Below are 17,512 nucleotides of genomic sequence, written 5' to 3' on the forward strand. Positions count from 1 at the left end.
CGCCAGCGTTCGTCCTGAGCCAGGATCAAACTCTCCATAATAGAGAACTTAAAAAGCTCATTTTGTTTTGCTGGCATCATCATTAAATGATGTCAAAATTGTTTTGCTATCGGACTAACCAAAGTTAGTCTTTCAAGCTATATTTCTTAACGTTTTGCATGTTCAGTTTTCAATGTTCATTTTTTGCCGCCGTTTTTCGGAGCAACTTTTATATCATAACAAATTCAATTGTCGTTGTCAATAATTTTTTAATTTCGTTTTAATGGAATTAAGTTGTTAAAACGACAGGTGATAATCATACCATCCTTTAAATCATATAGCAAGTCTATTATCGTATTTTCTAAATAAAAATATTGGATCACCCTTTCACCAAAGTCAATTATATAGAAGAAACTCATTTTACGTATTTTCTCTCCATTGAAAATAAAAAATCAGGAAAATACCGGGAAGTTTCAATCAAGTAATTTTTCATAATTGAGGCCGCGTTTAGAGGACCTTCACTACCTTTCTCAAGTAAAAGCTAGTAGTGACCCTTTTATTCTAAGGTTATTTTTAACATACACTTCTCCACTTAGAGAATATGAACCTGACTTTCACTTACAAGATTTAGAGAGAAGAGGGATGAACGCACCTGCTATTTGTATTAGACAGGTCATCGTACAGTTATTAAAAGCAAGAGAATACATGGACTACACTCTATTCTCATCTCGAGATTAATTTTATAGATTGCACCGAATTTCTAGAGGCAATGGAATTATGAGAATCTATTTGAATAAATAATTATTGAGTACTTGAATTACTTGACTTAATGGAATGTATTTATGCAAAAGTACTGTATAAAAGATTGTTCGTAAAATCGACAAGGTGGGGTCGCTGGTTCGAAACCAGTCCGAACCAGCATTATTTATATTCCACAACCCTTAAATATAAGGGTTATGGCTGTTAATATTGTTAAATTTATTATTTAGTAACACATGCACGTAAGTATCTAACGTAAATTTTATGTAGAAACTTCTATATATATTGCTTTAACTTTTTCATGAAAGACCTTAGTTTCTACATCCAAACAATTAACCCGTATACTTGCATGATGTTGCTCTACTACTTCTAGTTTGTTACACACTAAAAATAGCCCCAGTTCCCCGGGGCCTTACGCTTTTTATGATTGCTCAAGTAAAATACTCTAACTTGGCATTGGGAAAGTACTTTTCCATATAGCCATATAGATGAGATTTTATTTCATCCTCTTCGTCTTTTTGGTAAATATATTTACCGATTCCATACTTGCCCCATTTGTAGCGTCTTTTTTCTTCATCTAACTCCAATTTTGTCTTCGGGTAGTTCTTTTCAATCACTTTTTTCGCGGGCTTCGTAAACCGGTGTTGAATGAATTCAAATGTAATATCCTCTCTTGCATCTTGAGGCAGTTCCTCGTCAAGTCGCTCAAACATTTGGCGGTAGCCTTCCTCCCAGCCTTCATGAAGGTAAATGGGGGCGATGATAAAGCCTAGTGGGTAGCCTGCTCTTGCCACTTTTCCTGCAGCCTCGATTCTTTTATTTAGGGGAGAAGTGCCGGGCTCAAAATTTTTAATGACATAATCAGCGTTTACACTAAATCTGAATCGCGTTTTGCCATTATGCTTGGCATCCAGTAAATGGTCGACAAAATGGAATTTCGTCACAAAACGTAGCCTACCTAGTTCTGTTTGACCTATGTGTTCAATTGCTCTTTTTAATGAATGCGTCAAATGGTCAATTCCCACAATATCGGATGTACACGCAGCTTCGAACCGGGTAATCTCAGGAGCTCGTTCTTCAATGTAGCGATCAGCCGCTTCAAAAATCTCCTCCACGTTTACGTAAGTTCGAATATATGGTTTGCTGCCCATCGTCGTTTGCAAATAACAATAATGACAATGCCCCATACATCCTGTCGCAAGGGGGATTGCATATTCAGCTGAAGGCTTGGAAGTATCGAATTTTAACGTTTTTCGAATGCCTACAACTAAGGTAGATTTTGCGATACGATATTTTTGAGCGTCCGTATCACCCGGCAAATCCCGAATTTGATTATGTGAAGTCGTAAAGCGCGTTTCAATCCCCATTTTCTCGAACTTTTCCTTCAGTTCTTTTCCAAGCGGATAATCAAGTGCATTGGGCTCAAAATAGACTAACTGTGGTGTGAAGGGTTTATTCATACTGCGAACATCACCTTTCTCTTTTTAATATAGCTTGTCTTAAAAGTGAGAAATTATGAAAATGGACGAAAATTCGGGTGAGTGTTCGCTAAACTATTCAGTCTTCCTACCAGACAAACCATCCATAAACCTAAAATAAGGAAGAAATATTCCAAGGAGTGATACGATACATATTATAGATCCAATCAAAAAGTAAAGTGGTCGTATTCCCCACTGTTCGCTTAAAACTCCTCCAACAATTACACCTAGCGGCATTGCCTCTCGAATGATAAAAAGTCGTACAGATGCTACTTTACCCATCAATTCGTTAGGAACGGTTTGCTGAAATATCGTTATGTTGTGGACACCAAAGAAAGCCATCGCAATTCCAGCAATCACCTCGGTCATTAAATAATACTATGGTTAAATCCTAAAGCGATAAATGTTAGACCACCGATTACCAATGCCCATTCCCATAAAACGGAGTATTTTAATTGAACTTTATACGTTTCTTTCTTCCCACTTGTTAGTTTTAAGATATCCAATACTTCATTGCTCCAACTGTTCTATATATTCAGAATATAATATTCGGAGGTTTTTGAATCAATAGAGGTTTTTTCTCCAATAAAAAACCGTAAGCAAATGGCTTTAACCCTTTTGTCTACAGTTTCCTACTAGCACATTATTTTTTTGCATTGTCCACTTTTCATTTGTTATGGATTCCAATCTTCGTTATCTATTATATCGCCTTGAACGTTATTACCTCATCCAGTTTCCGACGCTCCACTTTTCCAATCGATTCCAAATACAATAATCGAGTAAGTGTAGCCATAAAAGAACTTAAATTGAGGATAATATTCACGTTTCCGTAAACTTCGTGGCAGATTTGATTAGCGGTTTTACCTTCACTCGTCACCGACTGTAAAACTTGTTGTAGGCGATATTCATGGTTTGCAGTCAGTTCGTTTATTCTTGCATGTAGATTATAAATCAAGTCGCCATGACCTGGTAAAGTAATGTCAGCTGGATATTTTTCCAATTCCGTCAATGATAAAAAGTAATCTTTCAATGCATTTCCTTCTTCTCCCGACCATAGACCAATTACTGGATTGATCCCGTTTAATACATGATCTCCAATGATCATTATCTTCTTATTTTCGTTATAAAAACAAAAATGGTCCGGTGCGTGACCCGGTGTCCAAATGGCCTCATACAATTCTTCTCCTAATTGGATATGCTGATGATTTTCAAAAAAACCATCCGGGTCGAAATCGTAAATGGGAGGATCTTCATTCATTTTAGGAGGAAGTGAACGTCCCCCATGTCTGATAATCAAACTGTTTAATCGGTCTGTACCATGGGAAACCCGAGTTTTCCTCATTTCTTCGTAACCCAAATTGGAAACGATAACAGGTACTCCAACCTCCTGTTGAAACCATTTCGCAAGGCCGATATGATCTTGATGAGTGTGTGTTAGAACTACTTTCTCTATCACGATCCCAGAAGATAATACTTTTTTCCAGCCATCCTTCGCTTCTATAGAATCAGTTCCCGTATCAATCACTGTATACCCTTTTTCCCCTTCTATTAAATAGCAGTTAACCTCTCCCATTCCCTTTGGAAAATTGATAATTAGTTTATGTATACCATCTGCTACTTCTGTTAACATTTCACTTCCCCCTTTTTAAAGCATCTATCTTTATTCCTTTGCTGGACTGACTTTATAAGCAATCTTTTGGCAACCAGCCAACCTCTCCATTTTCCCGCTTCACCAGAATATATCCATCACATTCATATTCAACCATCCATACTTTTTCACCTTTTTTAACAGAAAGAAAAGTTGTACTCACGTCCGTTTTGGCACTCACCGTTTCATGATCAATTAGTAGATATTCATTTTTAATCCATTGTTCTATACCGAGATTTATATTTTTACACAGCGTAAAGTATTTCTCCTGTCGAATTATTTGCATGTCGTAATTAGGATATGTCAGAGTTCCTACTCTTCTCGTCTGATCATTATGTTCTTTTTGCACAATCATTTCGCTTGTTAACTCATCAACATATGTATATGTATACTTTCCATTTTGAATAATTAGCGCATTTAGTTGACCGTCTTCCTTAATCTGATTTCCACCATCTAGTGCAATGATTTTTTTATCTAGGTCAATGATCGGATTATGAGAACTAGCTTGACTAGCACGATAATTAACTACTGGCCAATGTCCGACGATAACCAGTTTATTTGATTGGTGCGCTTGTTCATAAAATGCTTGTGTATATAAAGCAAAATTTTCTTCTGTTTGGTGCCAATCAACTCTGTTTTCAATGCCTGCATGGATAATAATATAATCATCTGTTTCATAAGCAATTGGAAGTGATTCCAACCATTCAATTTCATCATGAAAATTTTGACGATAAAAATGAGCCAATTCTTCTAAATTGGTAAAATCATATAGTGTTTTACAATGCTGAGCAAGCATTTCATTTAAAATGGAATTTTTTTGTCTATTCATGTACGGTATGACCCCCTCACTTTCATTAAAAACATAACGATGGACGACATCACAATTTCCTTTTGTAACATAGACATTAGTAGATTGTTCGGATAAATTCTTTACAAACTCCACTACTTCTAAACTATTTTGTCCTTTTTCGCTAAGATCACCGTTAATGAATAAATAATCATCCCCTGTATAATCTACTTTTTGTAATAGATTTTTGAATAGCCCTAGATTTGCATGTATATCTGAAATGACTATTGCACGTTTTGTTTTGTCTAATTGTAGTCTTCTTACTTGAATCATTAACTCAACTCCAAAATATTATAATCTTAAGAAGATTATATCAAAAAAACTAGTTATAAATATTTTTTCATGACAACTATAGATTAAAGACTGTCGAATGAAGTGGTTTTCGCGTAAAAACACAAAAAGTAATCAGCCGTTTCGTATTTGACCGATTACTTGTGTTAACCGCACGGATTGTTAAATCATCTTTCTCAATTCCAATAGATGTATAAGTCATCCAAATTTATAATGTGGTTCTCCCATAGCAACATGCAGCTAAAACAACTACCCTATCTGTTCAAAATTACCCACTACAGCAATCGGAACAGTTCTTACATCTAAATCATGTAATGCAGCAATACAGGAGGCATAAAAGCTCATCATATCAATGTAAGCAATAGAGCGATTTGGAAGTTTACCGTAATCCATCATGAGACGATTCTCAAAGTTCGTGGAAGCGCGTTCGCAGAATCGACATCACCTTCTTCTCGCACCTTATCAAGTGACCATGTACGGTCGATGATGATTTTAGACCCACAGCTTCCCCAATTTCTCTAATTGAAGGAGAGTATTTATTTTCTAAAATGAAACTTTTAATGTAATCATAAATTCGCTTTTGACAATCACTGATTAAATAACGCCTCTTTCTTTTCGAATAGCTGGAACATATGCGAGTACATTGTCTATTAGTAACGTTCGCTTCACATTTCTTTTTAAGCAAAAAGCCTCAAATGAATACCCTTGAATATTAATGACCGTCACTCTCCTTTTATTGATTTCACCTGATTTTCATAGATATATCAATTCTACAATCTGACCACGACTATAGTTTTTTTCTAACAATATACAAACGAATGTTCCCACTTGTCTTCTTGGTATACGAACGTTTGTTTGATTTTACAACTAAAATAATCTGCTAATTTTTGGACAAATAAAAAAATCCCCACTCCGAAGAGAAGGGCATGTAATGGTATTAGTATTTCATATACTCCAATCTTCCGAGCAAAGAATTAACTTTATTCCTCGCATCTTCTTTTTCATCTTTCAAGTCGTTAATTTCATATCCTTCATCCAGTATATCAATCTCTACGATATATCCTTCATGTAACGGAACTTTGATCATCCTTTTATGAACTAACAATTTCTTTGATTCATCTTCTTTTGAAAAGAAAACACCAAAGAAATCTTTCAAACAATCAAGCGTGTACCCTATTATGCAAATGTTTGTCACTCAACTTTATGCTTTAAGTAACACACTGTATGAAATAATATGATTTCATTTTATAGAGACGCGGGACTTGAATCCCCTATTGTTAGAAACATTGTTATATCAAGTTTTAATGACCTTTTTTGATAATATAAAAGTTCTTTGAACGGTTTTGACTACGATTCATAAAAAAACTATTATTAATTTTCATCAATACTATTTAGTCCGTTTAAATATTTAAATACTATTAATATAATGCATATCCCAAAATACATAAAAAGAAGCATTTTATTTTTAAAAGCATAACTAATATACTCTTTTAATCTATTTCAAAGTTTTCGCTGTCACAGTCTTTAAACTATATAACTCAGTTGTGAAATTATTTATTTTTCTTAATTAAATAAGCGAGTAATATAACTTTCTGAATCTTTTTTCATAAATGTAGAATTGAAGGTCAACACCACTTATCGCTATCTCAATAATAAAATATCTATTATCACTATGGACTGAAACCTGTTTTAACTATTGAAACGAATAGATGACAAGAACCTCAAAATTACAAATTAATATTATGGATCAAATACTAAATCGTTAAGATCAGGTATGAGGTAATTGTCATTTTTCTATTAATCCAATCTCATATCTCACAAAAATAAATAAAGCAAAAGCGGAATCGTAATTAAAGCAACTATAGTCGATAGCACAGTCGTAAATGCCCCCATGTTCTCATCTGCAGAGTATTTGGCAAATAGTATGGATGCAAGTGTGAGTGACGGCATCATAGATTGAATTAGTATCGTTTGTGAGATATCACTTTTAAGATTTAAATAGGTAACCATTAATGCAACACACGCAGGTAAAACAATTAGCTTTACAACAATAGGAATCCAAATCTCCTGACCTGAATCTTGAGTCTTTTTACGGTATAAATTCATAACAAGAACACCAATGTAAAACATGGCTAGAGGAGCTGCTAGATTCGCTAGCTGATTCGCTAATTCGATGAAAACTGCAGGTGGTTTCATGTTGAAATATGCAATAAAAAGACCAAATACAATTGCTAGAGTTGGAACATTTATTAATTCCTTTAATGACTTGAACGAAAATTGCCTGTTTTTCTGAATAATTAGCACGCCAATCGTCCAAAGAGTAATGTCTACTCCCGCATCAAAGATTGCAGCGAATAGTGCTCCTTCTGGACCAATAAGCGCTGCACACAAAGGAATTCCAATAAACCCCGTATTCCCTAGACCAGACAATAAGGCAATTTCTCTTTTCTTGGTTGAATGACGATAAAAGGTGTTCGAAAATAACCAACCAATAAGAATTCCAAGCAGATTAATGATGACAGATAAAACAAAAACATTTGTAATCATTTTAAAGGTTTCTCTATTAATTTCTACATTTAATATACTTGAAAGAATAATAGACGGCATTGCAATATTGACAATGAGACTAACTAATAGTTTACGTGTGTCACTATTAAATGGAAATGTTCTCGATATCACAGATCCTAAAGCAATCATAATACTAATAATAAAGATTGATTCAAAAATTAAAGAAAACTCCATTTTTGTCTCCATTCTAGAGTCAACACTTCAAAATTTACACTTCTAAAACTTTCTCCTCAAGCTCTTTAATCTCCCAGCTTTCTACTAAAAATTCAACAATTCGATTGACCGAGCGATTGACAAGTTTCTCCCCTTTTTCCTTCGTTCCTAATGTTGCATCTCCTATTGTGCCAGAGTCCGTTTTTTCAGAAAAAGGAATGTATTTAATAATGTCTGGATAATCGTCTCCTGTTTTCGGTGGTTCGTTTACCCATTTTTCTAAATCACAAAGTTCAGGATATAGATACATCATCACGGAAGTACCTGCTTCACTCGCATGTGTATGTGCTAACTCTCCGGATTCAATAATCCCATTATCATGATTTTTTATAAAACGCCAATAATCAATTTGAGCGCATTGAATTTCCGAATTAGACTGTAAATCCCTAGCTACTTGATTAATAATAGGTACATTTCCCGCGTGAGAATTAATAAAAAGGAATTTTTTAAATCCCCATTTTTCTAAGCTTTTTACTGTGTCCCATAAATATTGTTTAAAATTTTCTGCCTTAATTACCATTGTTCCTGGGAATTCCTCTAAGGCTGTTGAATCACCAACCTCTAGCGTAGGTCCAATAATAGCATTAACACGTTCAGCAAGAATTTCTGCAATCTTTACGGAAACGAGTGTATCTGTTCCCAACGGTAAATGGTAGCCATATACTTCAAATGCACCCGAAGGAATAATTACAAGGTCCGTATCTTTTTTTCTTCCTTCAAATCGAGTCCAGCTCATTTCTTTTAGAAAATTTGATTTTTTAAATGTCATTTTCAACCCATCCTTTACAATATTATTAATATTCAGATATAAAAATTTACTAGTAATCCAATCTCCTACAATCAAATGTGCCTTTTCCGTATTTGCGCCCAGATTTTATCAAGCTTGCTCGGTAAAATCTGTGATATCCTCCGGAGGCTTTAACTTCATTCATTCAGAGATTGAACCACCACTGAATGGTTTTACTATTTGCATTCATCTCGCCACTTAAAGAAGTGGGAGACTTCTGCTGAATGAAGTTAAAAGTAAACCTTATTTAGTTATATAAATGGCATGCAATCATACGCCCATCTACTTCCTTAAACTCTGGTTGAATTGTCTTACAAATTTCCATACATTGACTACAACGAGTATGGAACGTACATCCATTTGGTGGGTTTGAAGGGCTTGGAACATCCCCACGAAGCATGATTCTTTCTTTTTTTACATTTGGATTCGGCAATGGAACGGCCGATAACAACGCCTGTGTATATGGGTGCATAGGTTGACTAAATAAAGTTTTTTTATCCCCCATCTCAACAATTCGACCTAAATACATTACAGCCACGCGATCGCTGATATGTTTCACAACGCTTAAATCATGTGCAATAAATAAATATGTTAAATCAAACCGCTCTTGCAAATCCTGAAAGAGATTCACAATTTGTGATTGAATAGAAACATCGAGTGCCGATACTGGCTCATCAGCCACAATAAATTTTGGATTTAGCGCTAACGCTCGCGCAATACCTACCCTTTGGCGCTGTCCTCCACTAAATTCATGAGGATAACGTTTAGCATGGTAGCTGCTTAAGCCTACCGTATCGAGTAATTCATCCACACGAATGTTTTTTTCTTTACCTGAAGCTATTTTATGAATTTCAAGAGGTTCTGAAATAATTTCCCCGACTGTCATCCGAGGATCAAGAGAAGCGTATGGATCTTGGAAAACCATTTGCATTTCCTTTCGAACCCTTCTCAAATCCTTTGTGTTCATTCCGACAAGGTTTTCTCCCTCGTATAACACTTCACCTTCAGTCGGTGGTTGAAGCTGTAAAATTGCTCTCCCAGTTGTCGATTTTCCACAACCACTTTCGCCTACTAACCCTAAAGTTTCCCCTTTATAAATAGTGAAGTTCAAGCCATCAACTGCCTTTACATAACTGACATTTCGATTGAGAAAGCTCTTTTTGCTTGAATAATATTTTTTAAAATTCTTAATCTCCACTAATGATTGCTTCATTTTAAGCCCCCTTTTTATCCAAAGTAAATGTATAGGACGCTTGAACAAAAATTCAAACATCGATGCCTTTCTTATATGAAAGATTTCTCCGCTTCAGTATCAGACTTTTTCTCTTCCTTCGAAGCTTCCGAAACTAGATAATGATGAACAATGCTTATTAATCCCTTGCCAGCCATTACCATAGCTTGTTCATCAAAAGTAAATTTCGGATGATGATGAGGATAATTTGCTTTGATACTTTCATTTCGAGCCCCAGTATAGAAGAACATACCGGGTTTTTGTTTTAAATAATATGCAAAATCTTCTCCTCCCATTGAAGGATCAATTTCAATAAGAGTATCTTCTCCTATGTTTTTCTTAACTGCCTGTACAAAAATTTCCGTCTCTTCTGCATGGTTATATACAGCAGGATATCCACTCTCATAAGTGATTGTGTAGGTAGCATGAAAGGCTGAACAAATACCATTTACAATCACTTCCATTTCCCTCTTAATCTGATCTCGCACATCTTCGTCAAAGGTACGAACTGTTCCAGATAGTTCAGCGGAATCCGCAATTACATTCGGGGCCTTTCCCGCGTGGAAGGATCCTACTGATACAACAGCAGATTTTAAAGGATTTACTTGTCGGCTCACAATATGCTGTAATTGATTGACTACTTGGCTACCAATAGCAATCGCATCAACCGTTTCGTGTGGAGATGCCCCGTGGCCGCCTTTTCCATGAATTTTAATGACAAATTGGTCACTTGCAGCCATGGTATAGCCTTTTCTGTACCCATAAAAGCCTGTGGGTACTTTAGTCAATAGATGTGTTCCAAATACCACGTCAACTCCCTCTAAACACCCATCTTCAATCATAGCAATCGCACCGCCTGGGCACTTTTCTTCGGCATGTTGATGAAGGAGGACTACATTACCCTCAAGTTGATCTCGGTTATCTTGTAAAACTTTTGCTACAGCTAAAAGAGTGGCCGTGTGTCCGTCATGTCCACAAGCATGCATTACTCCGTTTACTTTAGACTTATAAGGAACATCCTTTTCATCTTGGATAGGAAGTGCATCAAAATCAGCACGAAGAGCAATTGTTTTTCCTGGTTTACCCCCATATATAATCCCAACAACTCCTCTTCCACCCACATTTCTACGAACTTCGATTCCAAAACTTTCAAGAATCGAAGCAATCATTTTTGGCGTCTCTACTTCTTGAAAGGAAAGCTCTGGATGTTGATGTATATACCTTCGCCACTCCACCATTGGGTCAAACATGTTTTCAATTTGATTCAACCAAACGTTTAACATCGAATTCCCCCCTTTCGTCCAATTCATGAAGCCAGCAGCGACTGAAATGCCCCGGTTCCACCTCTTTAAAAGCAGGGGCTTTTGTTCTACATATTTCCATTGCAAATTCACAGCGAGGGGCAAAATAACAACCTTCACGCAATGACCCAGGAATCGGCACATTTCCTTCTATTGAATAAAGTCTTGTCTGTTGTTCGGAATCTATTAAAGTAGGTACAGATTTCAGCAAACCTTGTGTATAAGGATGTTTTGGGTTGTTAAAAATCTCCTGAACATCACTTTCTTCTACTACTTTTCCTCCATACATAACACAAACACGATCACACGTTTCGGCTACTACACCTAGATCATGGGTAATCATCATGATTGCAGTATTATGTTTTTCCTTAAGGTCTCTCATTAAATCTAATATTTGTGCTTGGATTGTTACATCCAGGGCCGTTGTCGGTTCATCCGCAATTAATAGACTTGGATTACAGGCCATTGCCATAGCAATCATGACACGCTGCCGCATGCCCCCCGACAGCCGGTGAGGATATTCGTTCACAATTTGTTCTGGCCGTGGAATCCCTACTAGAGCTAGTAGTTCAACTGCTCTCTCCTTGGCTTTAGATTTACCAACGTCCATATGGGTTTGAATGGCTTCCATAATTTGATTCCCTACTGTAAATACTGGATTTAGCGATGTCATGGGCTCCTGAAAAATCATCGCTATTTCCTTTCCACGGATTTTTCTCATCTCTTCATCAGATAAGGACAGGAGATCGATTCCTTTAAATGTAACGGAGCCGCCCATTACTTTTCCTTGACTTAATCTCATAGCTGTTAATGCCGTGACACTTTTTCCTGAACCAGATTCTCCTACAATTCCTAATGTTTCCCCTTTTTTAACTGTAATACTGACTCCATCTACAGCTGGAACTTCACCGTTTTCGGAATAAAAGTAAGTTTTAAGATTATTAATCTCTAATAAACTTTCCAAAGTCACTCCCCCTTACATCAGACTTTTACCAACTATCCCCTTAAATCTTCATTTGTGGATCTAGAGCATCACGCAGACCATCCCCTAGCATATTAAAACCTAATACAACTAACATAATTATTAATCCTGGGATTGTACTTAAATGAGATGCAGCTCTAATATATTCCCTACCCTCGTTTAACATTGCTCCCCATTCAGGTGAAGGTGGCTGAGCTCCCAATCCTAGGAAGCTTAAACCTGCAGCTGTTAAAATAGCTGTCGCAATTCTCATCGTAGATAATACAATGATTGGGGCAATACAATTTGGTATCACGTGTTTGATGATGATAAACAAGTGACTGCCCCCTAGCGATTTAGTCGCTTCTATAAATTCTTTATATTTAATAGAAATGACCGAGCTGCGCATAATTCGAGCAAAGGTAGGAATAGAGAAAATACCAATCGCAATCATAACATTCACCATACTTGGTCCTAGAATGCTAATGATAGCTAGTGCCAAAAGAAATCCAGGAAACGCCAAAAGGATATCCATGATTCTCATAATAATCGAATCTAAAATCCCGCCAAAATAGCCGGCTATTGTTCCTAATGTCACCCCGACTATGATAGAAATCCCTACCCCAACAATTCCAATCATTAAGGAAATACGGGAACCATGAATAATTCGAGATAAAACATCGCGACCAAATTGATCTGTTCCAAACGGATGACTTAAACTAGGTGCCTGTAGAAGCGCTTTCATATTGTACTCAAAAGGATCGTATGGAGAGATCCACGGAGCAAATATGGCCACAATGACAAATAATGAGGTAATGTACAACCCTATCATCGCACGCTTATTCTTTTTAAAACGTTGAATCATCATTTTCCATGGAGAACGTGGTTCATATGCAGGTGCAGCAACTTCCTTTTGTGACACCACATCTTCTATTATTTGCATCTAAGAGCTCCTTTCTAATTTTCGTATCGAATTCTTGGATCTACAATACTATAAGAAAGATCAACAAGCAGAATAACAAAAACAAAAATCGTTGAAATGAATAGAATACTTCCTTGAATAGCTGGGAAATCTCTAAATTGAATGGATTCAACAACATATCTTCCAATGCCATTCATTGAAAATACCGTCTCTGTAATCACCGCTCCACCTAGTAAAACGCCAAATTCCATACCAACAATGGTGATAATCGGAATTAAAGCATTTTTCAAAGTATGCTTGTAGATGACATACTTTTCTTTAACCCCTTTCGCTCTAGCCGTTCGGACGAAATCCTGATTAACAATTTCAAGAATACTTGACCTTGTAAGTCTCGCTAAAATTCCAGAGGCAGAAAGCCCTAAGACAAGCGAAGGTAGGACAAAGTGTTTGAATTCGCTACTTCCACCTGAAGGAAACCACGGCAAGTAATAGGAAAAGAGAAGAATAAACATGATCCCCATCCAGAAAACCGGCATTGAAATTCCAAATAATGAAACCATCATGGATACGTTATCCCTTAGACTATTTGGCTTTGTGGCAGAAGCAATTCCTGCAATTAGCCCTACGATAATCATCACTACCAGGGACATGACAGTAAGAATGAGGGTTGTAGGAAAACGCAATAAAATTTCATCTAAGACGGGCTTGCTGGATCGCAAGGATGTTCCTAAATCCCCCTTGAAGATATTTGTGACATAGCTTATATATTGCTGGTATAAAGGTTTGTCAACGCCTAATTGATCCCTGATAATCTGCACCTCTTCTTCAGATGCCGATTCCCCAGCAATGATTTGCGCTGGATCCCCGGGCACAGCAGCTACTAGTAAAAAAGCAAATAATGTAACACCAATTAAAGTAGGTATTAAATGCAATAAACGTTTAACAATATATATTGACAATATATCCACCTCTCAATCTATGGCACTTTTTCATTGTATTTTAGAGTGAGCAAAAACTAATGCAGCCAAGTAAATTGGGGACTAGTTCAAAATGAGTCCCCAATTTCCGTTACAAAAAGTTGGTAAACCTAGTTAAACTCTTCGAAATTAACACTCATTTAAAAACGCTAAATAGGATCGGACAATTAAACTTCAAGATGTATAAATCCCTGCATTCTTATATAAGCTTGGTTGACGGTGTATATAAGAAGGGAGTTTTTTTCGAACTTCCTGAACACGCTTTAAATCGATTCGACAGGGAATCAAACACTCATTTTCATTTCCTTTTGCTATTACCACTCCCATAGGATCAACGACCATACTCTGTCCCATATAGTAATCATTAACATGGTCACAAGCGACTACATAAACAGTATTTTCTATCGCACGTGTCGTTACAAGATTTTCCCAATGGTGTTCTTTTAACGGTCCTTTTACCCAACCTGAAGGAACAATAAGGATATCAGCCCCGTTTAGAGCTTGATGACGAGCGATTTCAGGGAATCGTAATTCATAACAAACAAACAATCCAATTTTTCCGAAAGGCGTATCAATCGGCTCAAATAAGGCATCACCTGGTTTAATAGTATCTGACTCTTTTCCACCAAACGCATCATATAAATGCGTTTTACGATAAACACTTTCAATTAAGCCAGATGAATTTATAACTACTGTTGAATTATAAACTCTCTTATCATCTACATCTTCCGTACTCTCACGCATGCCAAATACAACCCAGACCCCATATTTACTTGCTAATTCACTCATCGCAGATACAAATGGTCCTTCGATTGGTTCAGCATCGTTTATTTTTACTTCTGTTGGTGTTCCCACTTCGAAATAACTCATGAACGCTTCTGGGAAGACAACCATATCAGCCCCATAAAGATTTGTTGAATCCCTCAATGCTTTTTCAGCTTTTTCTAAATTCTCTTGTTTATTTTCTGAAGAACCTAACTGAGCCATTACAATTTGAAAAGACATTTTATTCACTCCTATTTTTTAAAGTTGCTTACATAATATCTCTATAAATCTAGTTTGATTTGCGTACCTCTGTGTAATTCCAAAGATGTGTTGGTGGTACAATCAGACCTTCTATGTTTGACCTCATCCCGATGTGCACAGTATCCTCATAAAGGAAAATCCACGGAGCATCCTCTTTAATTTCCTTAAATGCTTCTTCATAAATCTTCTTACGATTTTCTATAATAGGCTCAATAGCACCTTTTTCTATAGCCTGATCAATGTTTGGATTTATATAACGGGCATAATTATATTTACTATCAGAATAAAAACTATCCCTTAGGATGTCATAGGCATCATTTGTATTTGCAATCCCACCTCTTAAATAGAGTTCATATTTACTTGGATCATCTAAAGTATTTAAATAATCATTCAGCTCCAACATTTGAAACTCAACATCAAATCCTAGTAGTTGCAAACTAGTTTGAACATATTGTCCAGCCTTATGATCTCGAACAGCGTTACCCGCAGCTACGAGTCTTACTTTCGTACCTTCCTTGACCCCCGCCTTCTTTAACATTTCCTTTGCCTTTTCTAAATCATATGGATAAGTACCCGCATTACTATACATTTGGTCCTTAGAAGATACGATGGCAGAACTCTCTTTCACTCGACCTTCATATAAATCATTTGTCAGCGCAACTTTATCAATCGCATAGTTTAATGCTTGGCGAACTTCCACCTTGTCAAAAGGAGCTACTGAGTTATTAATTCCAACATACAAAGTACGGTTGATTTCGATTGAATTTACTTTTGTCTCTTCACTATTGTTTATTCTTTCAATATCTGTAGCTGGAACGTCTGCAATGATATCTACCTCACCAGTTTCTAGCATCAGTACACGTGAAGCATTTTCAGGAACAACCTTAAAAGTAATCTGGTCTAATTGTGGAGTTCCACCCCAATAATTAGGATTTGCTTCAAAAACGGTATCAGTTCCAGGTGACCAGTTTTTAATTTTATAAGGTCCTGTTCCAATTGGGTTTGTTCTAACTGCCTCTATACCTTCTTCGATTGTTTTAGGGCTAATAATATTGCTCCCAGAAGGGAAAGCAAGAATGTTCAAAAAAGGACCTACAGGACTATTCAAATGAAATACAACTTCGTAATCACCATTAGTCGTAATACTATCAAGATATGGACCTAACATTGGATATCTTGCTAATTTGTTCTCTTCGTTTGTCACACGTTCAAAGTTAATTTTTACCGCTTCTGCATTAAACGGAGTACCATCCGTAAATTCTACCCCTTCTTCAAGTTGGAATGTCCAAGTCTTCCCATCCTCAGAATTTTCCCAACTCTTCGCTAAAAGTGGTACTACTTCTCCATTTTCATTCAAACCTACTAATGTTTCCGTCATTACTGAATATATTTGCTTAGAAGCTGTATCTGTCGTGTTATGGGGATCTAAGCTATTCGCTTCCCCAGTTAATGCAACAACTATACTCTTATCGCTTGTTGCGCTCGATGCAGATGACTCATCTGACTCACATGCGCTCATAATGACTAGAAATACTAACAACAGCATGATAGAGCAAAATTTAAAAGTTTTCGTTCTCCTCATTCTTCTTTCCCACCTTTATGGTTTTATTTTTTGTATAAAATTAAATTGTCGTTAATTATGTTGAATAAGTCTTAATGTACAAAGTAATCACCAGTGCAGTGAAATGAAACCGATGATTACTTTGTACATACTCTTGGCTGATTTTGCAAAATCAGAATGTTTTTTTATATTACTTTTGTTGGTTCCTTGCTCTCTGGTTGCCCTTCAGTCGTAAAAAATCGATCAGCTTTACTTATAGAAGCAAGCGAAATACCAGAATCAATCTTCCTTTTTGTTTCAGGCTCTCTTAACTGCTTTTCTATCGCAATTTCCGCATATTTAGCTGCAGATTCTGGATTTATAACGAACACACCATCATTATCAGCTACCACTAGGTCACCTGGATGAATACTTACCCCACATACACTTACCGTTGTATTAATTTCCCCTTCAATGCCGAGAATGCGTGTAGTGATTGGGCTCACCCCTAGTGAAAATACCGGTAATTGAATCTCCTTTATTTCCTCAACATCATTAATGCATCCAGCAACAATGACACCTGCCACTTTTTTGGCTTTTGCAGCGTAGGATACTATCCCCCCAAAACAAGATCTTTCCACATCCCCCGACATATCAATGACAAGGACATCACCAGGTTCAACAAAATCCAAAGCCTTATGGACAGCCGTTGAATCCATATGCGGAATACGAACTGTTACAGCATTACCTACGAAATGGATTGGTCTAAATAATGGTTTTAGCCCTTTTAAAAATCCAAAATCAGTAAGATGGCCAATCGTGGATGTACCAACCTCTTGAAATAAATCGACTAATTCTGGAGTAACCCCTTGAACTCTTGGTTTAACAGTAAACACAAACATCCCCCTTTCTAAATTAAGAACATTCAGAAAATATTCTTGTAACTATTAATGCAACTTCCGTGCCAACTTTCAATTCGCTGAT

Annotated in this window: 17 protein-coding genes and 2 pseudogenes; 1 reads left to right on the forward strand and 18 read right to left on the reverse strand. The window is 36.5% G+C overall.

All coding sequences use genetic code 11. The annotated features are described in order from the left end of the window. The first annotated feature begins 474 nt into the window (after positions 1–474). The gene (locus BMZ04_RS22200; protein WP_177184311.1) at positions 475–717 is read left to right on the forward strand and encodes a hypothetical protein; all 243 of its coding nucleotides are present in this window, start codon (positions 475–477) and stop codon (positions 715–717) included. A gap of 452 nt (positions 718–1,169) precedes the next feature. On the opposite strand, the gene splB is transcribed toward BMZ04_RS22200, so the two are convergent. From splB to BMZ04_RS03665, 18 genes and pseudogenes are all read right to left on the reverse strand, one after another. Next, a complete protein-coding gene (gene splB / locus BMZ04_RS03585) occupies positions 1,170–2,198 on the reverse strand; it encodes a spore photoproduct lyase (protein WP_093265520.1) in 1,029 nt (342 codons plus the stop codon). 93 nt (positions 2,199–2,291) lie between these two features. Further along, a pseudogene (locus BMZ04_RS03590) lies at positions 2,292–2,641 on the reverse strand (MFS transporter); the annotation flags it as partial. A 275-nt stretch (positions 2,642–2,916) separates the two neighbouring features. After that, complete coding sequence (locus tag BMZ04_RS03595; RefSeq protein WP_093265523.1) at positions 2,917–3,846, reverse strand: MBL fold metallo-hydrolase; 930 nt, start codon at positions 3,844–3,846, stop codon at positions 2,917–2,919. 52 nt (positions 3,847–3,898) lie between these two features. Beyond that, complete coding sequence (locus BMZ04_RS03600) at positions 3,899–4,984, reverse strand: metallophosphoesterase (protein ID WP_093265526.1); 1,086 nt, start codon at positions 4,982–4,984, stop codon at positions 3,899–3,901. A gap of 267 nt (positions 4,985–5,251) precedes the next feature. Continuing rightward, positions 5,252–5,395 (reverse strand): hypothetical protein, encoded by a 144-nt coding sequence (locus BMZ04_RS21945; RefSeq protein ID WP_177184312.1) that lies wholly within the window; start codon positions 5,393–5,395, stop codon positions 5,252–5,254. 52 nt (positions 5,396–5,447) lie between these two features. After that, a pseudogene (locus tag BMZ04_RS03605) lies at positions 5,448–5,597 on the reverse strand (hypothetical protein); the annotation flags it as partial. Beyond that, positions 5,597–5,728, reverse strand: coding sequence for a hypothetical protein (locus tag BMZ04_RS22695; RefSeq protein ID WP_255367834.1), 132 nt, complete (start codon positions 5,726–5,728; stop codon positions 5,597–5,599). The pseudogene BMZ04_RS03605 and the gene BMZ04_RS22695, both read right to left, overlap by 1 nt. 211 nt (positions 5,729–5,939) lie before the next feature. Continuing rightward, on the reverse strand, positions 5,940–6,089 hold the full coding sequence (locus BMZ04_RS22205) for a hypothetical protein (RefSeq protein WP_177184313.1): 150 nt from the start codon (positions 6,087–6,089) through the stop codon (positions 5,940–5,942). Positions 6,090–6,817: 728 nt separating this feature from the next. Further along, a complete protein-coding gene (locus BMZ04_RS03620) occupies positions 6,818–7,744 on the reverse strand; it encodes an AEC family transporter (RefSeq protein ID WP_093265532.1) in 927 nt (308 codons plus the stop codon). 34 nt (positions 7,745–7,778) lie between these two features. Beyond that, the gene (locus BMZ04_RS03625) at positions 7,779–8,552 is read right to left on the reverse strand and encodes a creatininase family protein (protein ID WP_093265535.1); all 774 of its coding nucleotides are present in this window, start codon (positions 8,550–8,552) and stop codon (positions 7,779–7,781) included. Between the two features lie 265 nt (positions 8,553–8,817). Next, the gene (locus BMZ04_RS03630) at positions 8,818–9,783 is read right to left on the reverse strand and encodes an ABC transporter ATP-binding protein (protein ID WP_093265538.1); all 966 of its coding nucleotides are present in this window, start codon (positions 9,781–9,783) and stop codon (positions 8,818–8,820) included. A 71-nt stretch (positions 9,784–9,854) separates the two neighbouring features. Then, positions 9,855–11,084 (reverse strand): M20 metallopeptidase family protein, encoded by a 1,230-nt coding sequence (locus BMZ04_RS03635; RefSeq protein ID WP_093265541.1) that lies wholly within the window; start codon positions 11,082–11,084, stop codon positions 9,855–9,857. Next, complete coding sequence (locus tag BMZ04_RS03640) at positions 11,056–12,066, reverse strand: ABC transporter ATP-binding protein (protein ID WP_093265544.1); 1,011 nt, start codon at positions 12,064–12,066, stop codon at positions 11,056–11,058. The genes BMZ04_RS03635 and BMZ04_RS03640 overlap by 29 nt, the downstream gene beginning before the upstream one ends. Positions 12,067–12,106: 40 nt before the next feature. Next, entirely contained in the window at positions 12,107–13,006 is a 900-nt protein-coding gene (nikC, locus tag BMZ04_RS03645) for a nickel transporter permease (protein ID WP_093265547.1), read from the reverse strand. Positions 13,007–13,020: 14 nt separating this feature from the next. Next, entirely contained in the window at positions 13,021–13,944 is a 924-nt protein-coding gene (locus BMZ04_RS03650) for an ABC transporter permease (protein WP_093265550.1), read from the reverse strand. A 192-nt stretch (positions 13,945–14,136) separates the two neighbouring features. Beyond that, the gene (locus BMZ04_RS03655; protein ID WP_093265553.1) at positions 14,137–14,967 is read right to left on the reverse strand and encodes a carbon-nitrogen hydrolase family protein; all 831 of its coding nucleotides are present in this window, start codon (positions 14,965–14,967) and stop codon (positions 14,137–14,139) included. A 49-nt stretch (positions 14,968–15,016) separates the two neighbouring features. Further along, positions 15,017–16,570 (reverse strand): ABC transporter substrate-binding protein, encoded by a 1,554-nt coding sequence (locus tag BMZ04_RS03660; RefSeq protein WP_093265556.1) that lies wholly within the window; start codon positions 16,568–16,570, stop codon positions 15,017–15,019. A 164-nt stretch (positions 16,571–16,734) separates the two neighbouring features. Next, complete coding sequence (locus tag BMZ04_RS03665; RefSeq protein ID WP_218145513.1) at positions 16,735–17,424, reverse strand: RraA family protein; 690 nt, start codon at positions 17,422–17,424, stop codon at positions 16,735–16,737. Positions 17,425–17,512 lie beyond the last annotated feature (88 nt).

Origin of the sequence: Psychrobacillus sp. OK032 (genome assembly GCF_900111345.1) — a bacterium.
GTDB lineage: Bacteria > Bacillota > Bacilli > Bacillales_A > Planococcaceae > Psychrobacillus.

Excerpts from the sequence above, each read along its gene's own strand:
- splB (WP_093265520.1), bottom strand. The coding sequence starts at position 2,198 with ATGAATAAACCCTTCACACCACAGTTAGTCTATTTTGAGCCCAATGCA.
- BMZ04_RS03595 (WP_093265523.1), bottom strand. The coding sequence starts at position 3,846 with ATGTTAACAGAAGTAGCAGATGGTATACATAAACTAATTATCAATTTT.
- BMZ04_RS03600 (WP_093265526.1), bottom strand. The coding sequence starts at position 4,984 with ATGATTCAAGTAAGAAGACTACAATTAGACAAAACAAAACGTGCAATA.
- BMZ04_RS21945 (WP_177184312.1), bottom strand. The coding sequence starts at position 5,395 with ATGGATTACGGTAAACTTCCAAATCGCTCTATTGCTTACATTGATATG.
- BMZ04_RS22205 (WP_177184313.1), bottom strand. The coding sequence starts at position 6,089 with ATGATCAAAGTTCCGTTACATGAAGGATATATCGTAGAGATTGATATA.
- BMZ04_RS03620 (WP_093265532.1), bottom strand. The coding sequence starts at position 7,744 with ATGGAGTTTTCTTTAATTTTTGAATCAATCTTTATTATTAGTATTATG.
- BMZ04_RS03625 (WP_093265535.1), bottom strand. The coding sequence starts at position 8,552 with ATGACATTTAAAAAATCAAATTTTCTAAAAGAAATGAGCTGGACTCGA.
- BMZ04_RS03630 (WP_093265538.1), bottom strand. The coding sequence starts at position 9,783 with ATGAAGCAATCATTAGTGGAGATTAAGAATTTTAAAAAATATTATTCA.
- BMZ04_RS03635 (WP_093265541.1), bottom strand. The coding sequence starts at position 11,084 with ATGTTAAACGTTTGGTTGAATCAAATTGAAAACATGTTTGACCCAATG.
- nikC (WP_093265547.1), bottom strand. The coding sequence starts at position 13,006 with ATGCAAATAATAGAAGATGTGGTGTCACAAAAGGAAGTTGCTGCACCT.
- BMZ04_RS03655 (WP_093265553.1), bottom strand. The coding sequence starts at position 14,967 with ATGTCTTTTCAAATTGTAATGGCTCAGTTAGGTTCTTCAGAAAATAAA.
- BMZ04_RS03660 (WP_093265556.1), bottom strand. The coding sequence starts at position 16,570 with ATGAGGAGAACGAAAACTTTTAAATTTTGCTCTATCATGCTGTTGTTA.